Origin of the sequence: Roseovarius ramblicola, assembly GCF_042430665.1 — a bacterium.
Taxonomy (GTDB): domain Bacteria; phylum Pseudomonadota; class Alphaproteobacteria; order Rhodobacterales; family Rhodobacteraceae; genus Roseovarius; species Roseovarius ramblicola.
The window spans coordinates 115,002-128,224 of the sequence record NZ_JBHMEC010000017.1 but is presented as its reverse complement, the minus strand read 5'-3'; the positions used below and the strand labels follow the sequence as shown (position 1 = coordinate 128,224).

Sequence of the window (13,223 nt, the reverse complement as noted above, 5' to 3'; positions counted from 1 at the left end):
CGCGATGCCAACCGAGATCCTGATGCCCGCCCTCTCGCCTACGATGGAAGAGGGCACGCTGGCCAAATGGCTGGTCAAGGAGGGCGACACCGTCAACGCCGGTGATTTGCTGGCCGAGATCGAGACCGACAAGGCGACGATGGAATTCGAGGCCGTGGACGAGGGCACCATCGGCAAGATCCTCGTCGAGGAAGGCAGCGAGGGGGTGAAGGTCAACACCCCCATCGCCGTGTTGCTGGAGGAAGGTGAAAGCGCCGACGACATTAAATCCGGCGAGGCCAGCGCCCCGAAATCGGCTGACGCGGAAGAGCCTGCAAAGGACGAGAAAAAGGGCGGCGAGGGCTCCGGCAAGGGCAAGACCGCAGAGCCGGTCGCAAAGTCCGAGACCCCTGCCCCCGCCGCGCCCAAGGACGACAGCGGCGAGCGCATCTTTGCCTCGCCCCTCGCCCGCCGGATCGCCGCCGAAAAGGGGCTGGATCTCCGCCAGATCAAGGGCTCCGGCCCGCATGGCCGCATCGTGCGCGCCGATGTCGAGGACGCCAAACCCGCCGCTGCGCCCGCCAAGGAGGCCGCCAAACCGGCGGAGAAGGCCCCTGCCCCGGCAGCGCCCTCCGGCCCCTCCGCCGATGCGGTCGCGGCCATGTACGAGGGCCGCGAGTACGAGGAGGTCAAGCTCGACGGGATGCGCAAGACCATCGCCGCGCGCCTGACCGAGGCCAAGCAGACCGTGCCGCATTTCTACCTGCGCCGCGAGATCAGGCTCGACGCGCTGATGAAGTTCCGCAGCGACCTCAACAAGCAGCTTGAGCCGCGCGGCGTGAAGCTCAGCGTCAACGATTTCATCATCAAGGCCTGTGCGCTGGCGTTGCAGGCGGTGCCCGATGCCAATGCCGTCTGGGCGGGCGACAAGGTGCTCAGGCTCAAACCGTCGGACGTCGCCGTCGCCGTCGCCATCGAGGGCGGGCTGTTCACCCCAGTGCTCAAGGATGCCGAGATGAAATCGCTCTCGGCTCTCAGCGCGGAGATGAAGGACCTCGCCAAGCGCGCCCGCGAGCGCAAGCTGGCCCCCCATGAATATCAGGGCGGCACCTTCGCGATCTCCAATCTCGGCATGTTCGGGATCGAGAATTTCGACGCCGTGATCAACCCGCCGCATGGCGCGATCCTCGCCGTCGGTGCCGGGCTGAAGAAGCCGGTGGTCGGGGCCGATGGCGAGCTGACGGTGGCCACGGTCATGTCGGTCACGCTGTCCGTGGATCACCGGGTGATCGACGGGGCCATGGGCGCGGAAGTGTTGCAGCAGATCGTCGACAACCTCGAAAACCCGATGGTGATGCTGGCCTGACCGGCGGGTCGGCCCCGCAGGTGCGGGGTCGGCTGTGGTATCGGGCGGCCCGCGGGCAACGGGCCTCCTCTCACCGTCCGCGAAACAGCCCGCCGAGGATTCCGCGCACGATGCGCCGCCCGGTGGTGCCCCTGAGTTCCTTGACCACCGCCGACGCGATGGCGCCGCCAAGGCTCTCGGTCGCGGCACCGCGCCGGGTACGCCCGGCCCGCGCGCTGCCCGAATAGCGACGCGCGGCGCGGAATTCGCGGGCGGCCTCTTCTTCTGCCTCTGCGGCTGTCTCTGCGGCTGTCTCTGCGGCTTCTGCCTCCCTCGCTGCCGTCTCGGCGCGGGCGGCGAGCATCTCGAAGGCCGAGTGCCGGTCGAGCCCGGCCTCGTACTTGCCCGCCACCGGCGAGGCGGCGATGACCGCGCGGCGCGTCTCCGCGTCGCAGGGGCCGAGCCGTGTCGCGGGCGGGCGGATGAGCGTGCGCTCGACCATGCCCGGCACGCCCTTGTCCTGCAAGAGCGAGGTCACCGCCTCACCGGTGCCGACGTCGCGGATCGCCTCGACCGTCTCAAACCGCGGGTTGGGGCGATAGGTCTCGGCGGCGCGTCTGAGCGCCTTCTGGTCGCGCGCGGTGAAGGCGCGCAGCGCGTGCTGGACGCGGTTGCCAAGCTGGCCGAGGATGTCCTCGGGGACGTCGTCGGGATTCTGGGTGATGAAATACACACCCACCCCCTTGGACCGGATAAGGCGGGCCACCTGCTCGACCTTGTCCACGAGCGCCTTGGGCGCGTCATCGAAGAGCAGATGCGCCTCGTCGAAGAAAAATACCAGCCGCGGCTTGTCGGGGTTGCCGACCTCGGGCAGTTGCTCGAACAGCTCCGACAGCAACCACAGAAGGAAGGTGGCGTAGAGACGGGGCGACTGCACCAGCCTGTCGGCGGCGAGGATGTTGACATGCCCGCGCCCCTCGGGCGTCACGCGCATGAGATCGGCCAGGTCCAGCGCCGGCTCGCCGAAGAAATGCGCGCCGCCCTGGTTTTCCAGCACAAGGAGCGCGCGCTGGATCGCACCCACCGAGGCGGTGGCAACATTACCGTAGCGCAGCGACAGATCGGCGGCGCTCTCGCCCACGAAGGTGAGCAGCGCCTGCAAGTCCTTGAGATCGAGCAGCGGCAGCGCCTCCTCGTCGGCGACGCGGAACGCGATGTTGAGCACCCCTTCCTGCGCGTCCGTGAGGCCCATCAGCCGCGACAGCAGAAGCGGCCCCATCTCCGACACGGTGGTGCGCATCGGATGGCCCTGCGCGCCGAAGATATCCCAGAAGATCACCGGGAAGGCATCGTAGCGGAAGGCGTCGAAGCCGATTTTCGCCGCGCGCCCGGCAAAGGCCGCGTGCAGCTTCTGATCGGGGCTGCCCGCCACCGCCATGCCCGACACGTCGCCCTTGATATCCGACAGGATCACCGGCACGCCCGCATCCGAGAACCCCTCGGCCAGGATTTGCAGCGTCACCGTCTTGCCGGTGCCGGTGGCCCCGGCAATCAGCCCGTGCCGGTTGCCGTATTTCAGCAGCATCTCCTGCGGCACGGTATGATCCGGCCCGCCGCCCCCGGTGAAAATCGTCCCGCTCACGCGCCCCGCCTCCATGTCCAGAAATCGCCACGCTGAGACCATACAAAATTAACCATTCTGTGCCAGCCTGTATCCGTGCCCGGTGCCGAATGTTCTCTGGCACCGGGCACTTCCTCCCTGTCAGACTGGCCGCACCCCCGGGTGCGGCATTTTTTTTGGCGCGGGGAGGTCAACTGGACTGTTGACGGATCGCCGGATGTGGCCTAGCGTCCGTTTCAATGACTAAGTCGGCCAGTCCGACGGGGAGAAAAAAGGAAAGGGGCCGGATGGCCTCTTTCTTGTTTTCAGGGTCAGCGAAATGTCCCGGTCATGTCCATCCGGCGCGGTATTTTGGGCAATCTGCCGCCGCCGCGAGCGCGATTTCGTCCTGACAGGTGCGTGTCGGCATGCTAGAGGCAACAGCGTGAATTCGTGCAGACACAAAAGGGGAAGTCATGACCAAGACCCTGCTCCACCTGTCCCTGACCGCGCTTCTCGCGGTCTCTACGGTCGCGGGCGCGCAAGAGTCCTCCACCGATGGCGAGGCCGCGGCCAATGATAGCGGCGCGCTGTCGGCTCCCGCAGCCGGGCTCGACACCGGACGCGAGGTGACCGAGGAGAACGAGTCCTATATCAAGGAGACCCACGGCGACTGGTCCCTGCGCTGCTTCCCCGGCGAGGCGGACGAGGATATCTGCCAGATGTATCAGCTTCTGACCGGCTCCGAGGGCAACCCGGTGGCCGAATTCATGCTGTACCGCATCGGTGGGGCGGGCAATATCGCAGCGGGGGCCACCATCGCCGTCCCGCTCGGCACGCTGCTGACGGAGGAGGTAAAGCTCTCGGTCGATGACGGCAATGCCAAGAGCTACGCGTATTCATTCTGCACGATGGGAGGCTGCTTCTCGCGCATCGGGCTGACGGAAGCCGAGGTCGCGGCGCTCAAGAAAGGGGCGCAGGCGCAGATCGAAATCATCCCGGCGCAGGCCCCCAACCAGACCGTGCGCATCAACGTGTCGCTCTCGGGCTTTACCGCCGCCTACGAGGCGGCCTCGACGCTCGACAACTGAGGCAGGCGGTCATATCCGGGCCCGGCCCGAAGATGACCGTCACGAGACCCTCCGGTCAAACCGGAGGGTCGCACGCATCAGAGGCTCAGGCAAAGCGTCTGAGCGCCAGCACCGCATTCAGCCCGCCAAAGGCGAAGGCGTTCGATAGTGCCACCTCGACGCGCGCCTCGCGCGCCTCGTTCGGCACCACGTCAAGCGCGCATTCCGGGTCCGGCTCCTCGTAGCCGATGGTGGGTGCGATCACCCCGTCGCGCAGCGCCATGATGCAGGCCAGCAATTCCACCGCCCCGGTCGCGCCGATGAGATGGGCGTGCATCGACTTGGTGGAGGACATCATCAGCTTGTCGGCATGGGCGCCGAACACATCGGCCACCGCCGCGCATTCGGTCTTGTCGTTGGCTGCCGTGCCGGTGCCGTGGGCGTTGATATAGCCGACCTCGGTGCGGTCCGCGCGCGCATCGCGCAGCGCCCCCGCCATCGCCCGCGCAGCACCCTGTTTGGAGGGCATCACGATATCGGCGGCGTCCGAGGTCATGGCGAATCCCACCACCTCGGCGAGGATCTCGGCACCGCGCCGCTTTGCGTGCTCCAGCTCCTCGAAGACATAGACCGCCGCGCCCTCGCCCTGCACCATGCCGTTGCGGTTGGCCGAGAACGGGCGGCAGGCGTCGCGGCTCATGACGCGCAGCCCTTCCCATGCCTTGACCCCGCCGAAGCACAGCATCGATTCCGAGCCGCCGGTGACCATCACCGGCGTAATCCCGCCATGCACCATCTGGAACGCCTGCGCCATCGCGTGGTTCGAGGACGCGCAGGCGGTGGACACGGTGAACGTGGGCCCCTTGAGGTTGAACTCCATCGACAGGTGCGAGGCGGCGGCGTTGTTCATCAGCTTTGGCACGACAAAGGGATGCACGCGGTTCTTGCCCTCCTCGTAGACCGAGCGGTAATTGTCGTCGAGCGTGGTCATGCCGCCGCCCGAGTTGCCCAGGATCGCGCCCGTGCGCGCCGCAAGATCGCCCCTGAACTCGAGCCCCGCCTGCGCGATCGCCTGCCGCGCGGCCACCAGCGTGAACTGCGTGAACCGGTCGTAGAGTGCCAGTTGCTGCCGGTTGAACACCGTTTCGGGATCGTAGCCGCGCACCTGCCCGCCGATCCGGATCGACAGCCGCTCGACATCGCGAAACTCCAACTCGCCGATGCCGCAGCGCCCCTCGCGCATGGCCTCCAGCGTGGCGGGCACATCGGCACCGAGGGGGTTGATCGTGCCCGCCCCGGTGATGACGACGCGGGTCACGATTGCTCCGCGATCAGCCGCTCGATGCCCGCCACGATGGCGCGCACCGAGGAGATGTCGAAATCGCTCTTCTCCGGCTCGTTGGCGTTGAACGGCACCGAGATGTCGAACGCCTCCTCGATGGCGAAAATGCTCTCGACCAGTCCCAGACTGTCGATCCCCAGATCCTCAAGCGTGCTGTCGGGGGTGACGTCGGAGGGGTCAAGCACCGCCTGTTCGGCGATGATCTCGATGACACGGTGCTGAATGCTGCTCATGGCGTGGTCTTTCCGTCTGCGCCCCCGCCGGGGGCTGTTCCGGTCCTTCTGCGACAGGTCTGTAACGGTTTTTTAAGACTCGCAGGCTCCGCGCACAATCTTTTCGGCGGCGGGGGGCTGACCGGGTGCCGGTTGCCCGCGCCCGGCAGGACGCCGGCCACAGGAGGAAACGGCGGCGCGCCGGGCTCTCTAGCCGGTCGTGGCGCGCAAACGCACGCCCGCCCGCTCAAGCGCCCGCCAGATTTGCGCGTCGCGCCCGTAGACATCGTCGCGGTACTGCGTGCGCCCGCCGGCGCGGGTGATCGCGGTGCGGTAGATCAGATGCACCGGCACCGGGTTCACGATGTCGATCCGGGTCTCGCGCCCGCTGTCGAGCGCGCGGTGAAAGCGGCCCCTCGGGTCGGCCTCCTGCGGGGCCAGCATCGTGTAGGCGAATTCGAAGGGCTGCGCGAGCCGGATACAGCCATGGCTGAAATCGCGCTTTTCGCGGTCGAACAGGTGCTTTTGCGGGGTGTCGTGCAGGTAGATGTTGTATTTGTTGGGAAACATGAACTTCACGAGGCCCAGCGCGTTGCTGTTCGACGGCGGCTGCTTGAGGGCGAAAGGAAAGCTGCGCGCCGTGTAGGCACGGAAATTCACCGCGCTGCGGGGCACCACGCGACCGCGGCTGTCATAGAGGCGCAGGTGCCCCGCAGCGTTGCGGTTGGCCTGCATCTTGGGGAGGTATTCATTGACCGTGATCGAGCGGGGCACATGCCATGTCGGGTTGACGATCATGTGATCCATCGCATCGGAAAACTCGGGGCTGCGGCGGTCATGAGCGTTCTTGCCGACCACCGCGCGCGTCTCGAAGGTGACGCTGTCATGGTCGAGAATACGGGCGCTGAAATCCGTGAGGTTTACGAGGATGTGCCGCTCACCGCGCTCGGTGGGCAGCCAGCGCTCGCGTTCCATCGCCACCAGCACCGAGGCGAGTCGCCGTTCAGGGGGTATGTTGAGCGCGGCAAGCGTCGAGGGCCCCGCAATCCCATCGGTCTCCAGCCCGTGATCGGCCTGAAACGCCCGCAGCGCAGACTCGATCCCGCCGTCGAACCGCGCCGTGGCGCTGCGTGCGAGATAGCCGCGCGCCACCAGCCGGTCGCGCAGCGCGATCACCGCCGCGCCCGAGTCGCCGGGCTCAAGCTTGCCGCCGGGCACGACCGGCCCCCAGCCGCCCCGCGCGATGACCTCTTCCAGCCGCAGCCGTTCCTTCATAAGCCGACGATACGCGTTTGTCTGTGGCGGCAGCGATCGCAGCACATCGCGCGGGTCGCCGCGCGTGATCTCGCCCAGCAGATCGCTCGCGGAGCGCCGCGGCACGCTCCGCTTGATATCGTTCACCACGCGGCCCGGCACCAGAACGCCGGACTGCACGTCGCGGGCATAGGCAAGGTAGGCCCGGCTCAGCGCCACCTCCACCTCGCCGCGCTCGCGCGCCGAGCGGATATCGGCCATGCGCGCGAGCAGCGCGGCGCGCCCGTAGCGCCGCTCCGGCAGCCCGTGCAGCGCGGCGTCATCAAGCGCCCGCAGCAAAGCCGCGCGGCGTGCGCGATGGGCCGCATCATCGCCGGTCCAGACCGCCGCATAGCCGATCTCGCGATAGAACCCGGCGACGTCGCGGTCGCGCCCCGCCGCCTCGGCCACCGCCTGCCGGAAAGCGGATTGGCGCGCCATGTCGAGCGCCTCGGCCATCGCCCCGGCCATCACCGCGGGAATGACCCTGGGCACCGCTGTCCGCGCGCCCTCGGACCGTGCGCCGGATACTCCGACAGTCCCGGCAAGACACAGACTCAGCCCAACCCCGAGCCACATGCGCGACAAACCCGATGACATCCCGACCCCCTTCGAACAGCTAACGCAGGTATGTTAGCCGACAACGGCACGTAATCTCAATTCTTCCGCAACACTTTCGCGTCACGGTGGACAAATTTGACGTGAGGCACCGATGATCGTTCAGCGAAGTCGCCTTTTGGTCACGCCTGCTGCAAAAATGCGCGAGATTTCGCCGAACGCCCTTGCGCCTCACGAATCATGTCAAATCGGGGCTTGGTTGACGATTCCCGTTATGCCATACAAGCTAGGCATCTGGGGATGATGACACAGGTCGCACCAAGCGATCAGACCATGCGCAACGGGACAGGCGTACCAGACAATGACAGACTTCAGCTTGACTGGAATGACACGGCGCGGTGTACTCGCGGCTTTCGCGGCAACGGCGGTCACCGCCGCCCCGACCTTCAGTAACGCAGCCGGGTTCCTGCGCGGCTCCGGCGATATCCGGCGGCTGCGCATGATTTCGCCCCGCACCGGCGAGCGGCTCGATACGATCTACTGGATCGAGGGGGACTACATCGACGAGGCGCTCGACGAGATCACGCTCTTCATGCGCGACTGGCGCACCGATCAGACCCGCGTGATCGACCGCCGCACCGTCGACATCATGGCCGCCAGCCACAACCTTCTGGACGCGACCGAGCCTTACACGCTGCTCAGCGGCTACCGCAGCCCCAAGACCAACGCCATGCTGCGCCGCCGGTCGAGCGGGGTGGCCAAGAACTCGCGCCATATCATCGGCCAGGCGGCCGACCTTCGGCTTCGCAGCCGCTCGGTCAGCCAGATTTACAGCGCCGCGATGGCCTGTCACGGTGGTGGCGTGGGCCGCTACTCGAGCTCGAATTTCGTGCACATGGATTGTGGTCCCGTGCGCTCCTGGGGGCGCTAGGGCATAACGCGGGCACGCTCCGGTCGAGAGCGCCCCCTGAATGACTGGCAAGGCGGCGCGCAGGTGCCGCCTTTTGCGTTGGGAGATGTGGCAAACCTGCCCCGGTGGCCGACCGCGACAAGCCGGAGATATGGTGCGGGTGGTCGGATTCGAACCGACACTCCTTGCGGAAAGGGTGTTTGAGACCCTCGCGTCTACCATTCCGCCACACCCGCGCCTGACCCGTCTCTAGCCGAGCCCGCGGCCCGCGTCCAGAGGCCGCGCACAGCGGTGAAAGGGCTTGACCGCACAGGGCCGGCATGCTGTCTCACGGCGACCCGATCCCAAGGACAGCCAATGCTGCGCGCGCTTTACGACTGGACCATCCGCATGGCCGACCGCCCGCACGCATTATGGGTGCTGGCCGTCATCTCCTTTGCCGAAAGCTCGGTCTTTCCGATCCCGCCCGACGTGCTGATGATCCCGATGATCCTCGCGCGGCCGTCGCGGGCGTGGCTGATTGCCGCCGTTGCGCTGGTTTCGTCGGTGTTGGGCGGGATGCTGGGATATGCCATCGGTGCCTTCGCCTATGAAAGCATCGGCCAACCGATTCTCACCACGCTCGGCAAGGACGAGGCGATGGCCGCCTTCAACACCCGGTTCAACGATTTCGGTTTCTGGGCGGTGCTGACGGCGGGGGTCACGCCCTTTCCATACAAGGTCATCACCATCATGTCGGGCTGGACGGCGATGCCGTTGGGCACCTTCATTGCCACCTCGATCCTCGCCCGCAGCCTGCGCTTTTTCCTCGTGGCAGGGCTGTTGTGGAAATTCGGCGCGCCGATCCGCGACTTCATCGAGCGCCGCCTCGGGCTGCTGACCATTCTTTTCGTGCTGCTGCTCTTTGGCGGCTTTTATCTCACCCGCTATATGTGATGCCATGACCCGACAGAAATCCCTCATCCTCCTCGCCGCCTCTGGCTCCGCTGCGCTCCTGCTCGGGGCTCTGGCGTTCCAGCACCTGGGCGGCCTCGCCCCGTGCAAGCTGTGCCTCTGGCAGCGCTGGCCACACGGGGCGGCCATCGGGGCCGGTGTGCTGGCGCTCGTGGCCTGGCCCATGCTGATGGCCGGGCTCGGCGCGCTCGCCGCGCTCGTCACCGCCGGGCTCGGCGGCTACCACACCGGCGTCGAGCGCGGCTGGTGGCCGGGGCCGTCGGATTGCTCGGGCGGCCCGGTGGGCGGCATGAGCAGCGAGGAGCTCTTCGATCAGATCATGGCCGCGCCACTGGTGCGCTGCGACGAGGTGCCCTGGGAGATGCTGGGCCTGTCGATGGCAAGCTGGAACATGCTCGTCTCGCTGGGCCTCGCCGCGATCTGGCTGATGGCGCTGCGCACGCGCTGACTGCCGGGCGCGACCGGCGTCTTGCGCACATTCGAATGAGCCGCACGAGCGCCCGTCCGCCCCGCCGGAGGCCGAGCCACGTGTCGCGCCACCATCGACCCGCCCATCCGCGCGTCGGTGAGCAGGCTCAGCCGCCGCTCTCGATGTCGAAGCCGAGATGCTTGGCGACGGTGTAGATGTCCTTGTCGCCGCGCCCGCACATGTTCATGACCAGCAGGTGATCGCCCGGCAGGTCCGGCGCAATCTTGGCCACGTGGGCGAGTGCGTGGGAGGGCTCCAGCGCCGGAATGATGCCCTCGGTCTCGCAGCACAGTTGAAACGCCTCCAGCGCCTCGGCATCGGTGATCGAGACGTATTTCGCCCGTCCGCTCTCGTGCAGCCAGCTATGCTCGGGGCCGATGCCGGGATAGTCGAGGCCCGCCGAGATCGAATGGCCTTCGAGGATCTGTCCGTCGCCGTCCTGCAACAGGTAGGTGCGGTTGCCGTGCAGCACGCCGGGCCGGCCGCCCGTGAGCGAGGCGCAATGCTCCATCCGGTCATCGACACCGTGGCCGCCGGCCTCGACCCCGATGATGCCCACCTCCTTGTCGTCGAGGAACGGATAGAACAGCCCCATCGCGTTCGACCCGCCGCCGATGGCGGCCACCAGCGTGTCGGGCAGGCGGCCCTCGGCCTCGTGCATCTGCTCGCGCGTCTCCTTGCCGATGATCGACTGGAAATCACGCACCATCGCCGGATAGGGATGCGGCCCCGCCACCGTGCCGATGCAGTAGAACGTGTCGCGCACATTCGTGACCCAGTCGCGCAGCGCGTCGTTCATCGCGTCCTTGAGCGTGCCGCGTCCGGAGGTGACGGGGATCACCTCGGCCCCGAGCAGACGCATGCGGAACACGTTGGGTGCCTGCCGCTCGACATCATGCGCGCCCATGTAGACCACGCATTTCAGCCCGAACTTGGCGCAGACCGTGGCGGTGGCGACACCGTGCTGCCCGGCACCCGTCTCGGCGATGATGCGCTGCTTGCCCATGCGGCGGGCGAGGATGATCTGGCCCAGCACGTTGTTGATCTTGTGCGCGCCGGTGTGGTTGAGCTCGTCGCGCTTGAGATAGATCTTCGCGCCGCCCAGCCGTTCGGTCAACCGCTCGGCATGGTAGAGCGGGCTAGGACGGCCCACATAGTGCTTCCACAGGAAATGCATCTCGGCCCAGAAATCGGGGTCGGTCTTGGCGTGCTCATAGCGCTCTTCCAGCTCCAGGATGAGCGGCATCAGCGTCTCGGACACGAACCGCCCGCCGAAATCGCCGAACCGGCCCTTTTCGTCGGGGCCGGTCATGAAGGAGTTGAAAAGGTCGTTGGCCATGTCTCGTGCGCCCCCTGTTGCCTTGGGCATGTCCTAGTGCGCCCCGCCCGCGAGGGCAAGGCGCAGGCGCGGGGGCGGCGTCAGTATTCCACGACCGCGCGGATCGATTCACCCTTGTGCATCAGTTCGAACCCCTCGTTGATCTGCTCCAGCGTCAGCTTGTGGGTGATCATCGGGTCGATCTCGATCATGCCCGACATGTACATGTCGACGATCTTCGGCACGTCCGTGCGCCCGCGGGCACCGCCGAACGCCGTGCCGCGCCAGACCCGACCGGTGACAAGCTGGAAGGGCCGCGTGCTGATCTCGGCACCCGCCGGGGCCACACCGATGATGATGCTCTCGCCCCAGCCCTTGTGCGCGGCTTCGAGCGCGGTGCGCATGACGTTGACATTACCCGTTGCGTCGAAGGTGTAATCCGCCCCGCCGCCCGTGAGATCGACGAGATGGCCGACGATATCGCCGTCCACATCCTTGGGGTTGACGAAATCGGTCATGCCGAAATGGCGCGCCATGTCGGCCTTGGACGGATTGAGATCGACGCCGACGATCTGCCGCGCCCCCGCGAGCCGCAGCCCCTGGATGACGTTGAGCCCGATACCGCCGAGGCCGAAGACGATGGCGGTGCTGCCAAGCTCGACCTTGGCGGTGTTGATCACCGCGCCGATGCCGGTGGTCACGCCGCAGCCGATATAGCAGATCTTGTCGAACGGCGCGTCGCGGCGCACCTTGGCGAGCGCGATCTCGGGGACCACGGTGTGGTTGGCGAAGGTCGAGCAGCCCATGTAGTGATGGATCGGCGTGCCGTCGAGCATCGAGAACCGTGTCGTGCCGTCGGGCAGGAGGCCCTGACCTTGCGTGGCGCGCACCTTCTGGCACAGGTTGGTCTTGGGGTTGAGGCAGTAGTCGCATTCGCGGCATTCGGGGGTGTAGAGCGGGATCACATGATCGCCCACTTCGAGGCTGGTCACACCCTCGCCCACCTCGATCACCACGCCCGCGCCCTCGTGGCCGAGAATAGCCGGAAAAATCCCCTCGGGGTCGTCGCCCGAGCGGGTGAATTCGTCGGTGTGGCACAGGCCCGTGGCCTTGATCTCGACGAGCACCTCGCCGGCGCGCGGCCCGTCGAGATTGACCTCCATGATCTCCAGAGGCTTGCCCGCCTCCATCGCTACCGCCGCCTTCGTGCGCATTGTCGCCTCCCTTCGTGTTGTCTCTCTTGTCAGGCGTAGTCGGACATGGCGTCAAAGGCAATCTCGGACTGTGCCCCGGATGCGCCCGAAGTGTTTTGACAGGCGCGGCGGGGCGCTGTATCTGAACGGATGTTCATTTACTGCGGGAGGCCCGAATGCGCATGACAGACACAGCCGCGATCGTCACCGGCGGGGCCTCGGGCCTCGGCGAGGCGACGGCCCGGCATTTCCGCAAGCTCGGCGCACAGGTGACGCTGCTCGACCGGGACACGGAGCGCGGGCAGGCCGTCGCCGCCGAAATCGGCGCGCATTTCGCCGAGACGGACGTCACCGACGAGGCGTCGGTCGGCGGGGCCATCGCGCAGGCGAAGGCGGCGATGGGGCGGATCACCGCGGCGGTCAATTGCGCGGGCATCGCCACCGGGGCCAAGACGCTGGGCCGCGACGGGCCGCACCCGCTGGATGCGTTTCGCCGCACCGTCGATATCAACCTCGTCGGCACCTTCAACGTCGCCCGCCTCGCCGCCGCCGAGATGGCCGGCAACGCGCCCGATGCCGACGGCGCGCGGGGCGTGATCGTCAATACCGCCTCCATCGCCGCCTTCGACGGGCAGAAGGGGCAAACCGCCTATGCCGCCTCCAAGGGCGGGATCGTGGGGCTGTCGCTGCCGATGGCCCGCGATCTGGCGCGCGAGGGCATTCGGGTGATGGCGATCGCGCCGGGCATCTTCGCCACGCCGATGATGCGGGGGCTGCCGGACGAGGTGCAGGAGAGCCTCGCCGCCGAGGTGACGTTCCCCAAGCGGCTGGGTGATCCGGAGGAATATGCGCGGCTGGCGGCGTTCATCGTCGAATGCGGCTATCTCAACGGCGAGGTGATCCGCCTCGACGGGGCGCTCAGGATGCAGTGACGCCCCTGTGGGGGCCAGCCCCCACGCCCCCGGAGTATTTTCGCCAAG

12 protein-coding genes and 1 tRNA gene are annotated in these 13,223 nt (G+C 67.1%); 6 read left to right on the top strand and 7 right to left on the bottom strand.

Annotation, left to right across the window (positions count from 1 at the left end; genetic code table 11):
- The first annotated feature begins 4 nt into the window (after positions 1-4).
- Entirely contained in the window at positions 5-1,345 is a 1,341-nt protein-coding gene (locus ACFFU4_RS11255; RefSeq protein ID WP_377069865.1) for a pyruvate dehydrogenase complex dihydrolipoamide acetyltransferase, read from the top strand.
- Positions 1,346-1,415: 70 nt separating this feature from the next.
- Here the strand turns inward: ACFFU4_RS11255 and ACFFU4_RS11250 are convergent, their stop codons facing one another.
- Complete coding sequence (locus tag ACFFU4_RS11250) at positions 1,416-2,981, bottom strand: helicase HerA-like domain-containing protein (RefSeq protein ID WP_377069864.1); 1,566 nt, start codon at positions 2,979-2,981, stop codon at positions 1,416-1,418.
- A 419-nt stretch (positions 2,982-3,400) separates the two neighbouring features.
- On the opposite strand from ACFFU4_RS11250, the gene ACFFU4_RS11245 reads away from it, so the two are divergent.
- Positions 3,401-4,015, top strand: a complete 615-nt coding sequence (locus ACFFU4_RS11245; RefSeq protein ID WP_377069863.1) for an invasion associated locus B family protein — start codon at positions 3,401-3,403, stop codon at positions 4,013-4,015.
- A gap of 85 nt (positions 4,016-4,100) precedes the next feature.
- Here ACFFU4_RS11245 and ACFFU4_RS11240 read toward each other — a convergent pair whose 3' ends face one another.
- The 3 genes from ACFFU4_RS11240 to ACFFU4_RS11230 form a co-directional block, all read right to left on the bottom strand.
- A complete protein-coding gene (locus ACFFU4_RS11240) occupies positions 4,101-5,312 on the bottom strand; it encodes a beta-ketoacyl-[acyl-carrier-protein] synthase family protein (protein ID WP_377069862.1) in 1,212 nt (403 codons plus the stop codon).
- Positions 5,309-5,569, bottom strand: a complete 261-nt coding sequence (locus ACFFU4_RS11235) for an acyl carrier protein (RefSeq protein WP_377069861.1) — start codon at positions 5,567-5,569, stop codon at positions 5,309-5,311. The genes ACFFU4_RS11240 and ACFFU4_RS11235 overlap by 4 nt, the downstream gene beginning before the upstream one ends.
- Positions 5,570-5,758: 189 nt before the next feature.
- Positions 5,759-7,441, bottom strand: coding sequence for a L,D-transpeptidase family protein (locus ACFFU4_RS11230; protein ID WP_377069860.1), 1,683 nt, complete (start codon positions 7,439-7,441; stop codon positions 5,759-5,761).
- Between the two features lie 319 nt (positions 7,442-7,760).
- Between ACFFU4_RS11230 and mepK the strand changes: the two genes are divergently transcribed.
- On the top strand, positions 7,761-8,330 hold the full coding sequence (gene mepK, locus ACFFU4_RS11225; protein WP_377069859.1) for a peptidoglycan L,D-endopeptidase MepK: 570 nt from the start codon (positions 7,761-7,763) through the stop codon (positions 8,328-8,330).
- A gap of 131 nt (positions 8,331-8,461) precedes the next feature.
- On the opposite strand, the gene ACFFU4_RS11220 is transcribed toward mepK, so the two are convergent.
- Positions 8,462-8,545: transfer RNA gene (locus tag ACFFU4_RS11220), tRNA-Leu, on the bottom strand.
- Positions 8,546-8,666: 121 nt separating this feature from the next.
- Between ACFFU4_RS11220 and ACFFU4_RS11215 the strand changes: the two genes are divergently transcribed.
- A complete protein-coding gene (locus ACFFU4_RS11215) occupies positions 8,667-9,245 on the top strand; it encodes a YqaA family protein (RefSeq protein ID WP_377069858.1) in 579 nt (192 codons plus the stop codon).
- A gap of 4 nt (positions 9,246-9,249) precedes the next feature.
- Entirely contained in the window at positions 9,250-9,711 is a 462-nt protein-coding gene (locus tag ACFFU4_RS11210) for a disulfide bond formation protein B (RefSeq protein WP_377069857.1), read from the top strand.
- Positions 9,712-9,838: 127 nt separating this feature from the next.
- On the opposite strand, the gene trpB is transcribed toward ACFFU4_RS11210, so the two are convergent.
- Positions 9,839-11,071, bottom strand: coding sequence for a tryptophan synthase subunit beta (gene trpB / locus ACFFU4_RS11205; protein WP_377069856.1), 1,233 nt, complete (start codon positions 11,069-11,071; stop codon positions 9,839-9,841).
- An 80-nt stretch (positions 11,072-11,151) separates the two neighbouring features.
- Positions 11,152-12,264 carry an S-(hydroxymethyl)glutathione dehydrogenase/class III alcohol dehydrogenase gene (locus ACFFU4_RS11200; protein WP_377069855.1) on the bottom strand — a complete coding sequence of 371 codons (1,113 nt, stop codon included), beginning with the start codon at positions 12,262-12,264 and terminating at the stop codon, positions 11,152-11,154.
- A gap of 155 nt (positions 12,265-12,419) precedes the next feature.
- Here ACFFU4_RS11200 and ACFFU4_RS11195 point away from each other — a divergent pair, with 155 nt between their 5' ends.
- A complete protein-coding gene (locus ACFFU4_RS11195; RefSeq protein ID WP_377069854.1) occupies positions 12,420-13,175 on the top strand; it encodes an SDR family NAD(P)-dependent oxidoreductase in 756 nt (251 codons plus the stop codon).
- Positions 13,176-13,223 lie beyond the last annotated feature (48 nt).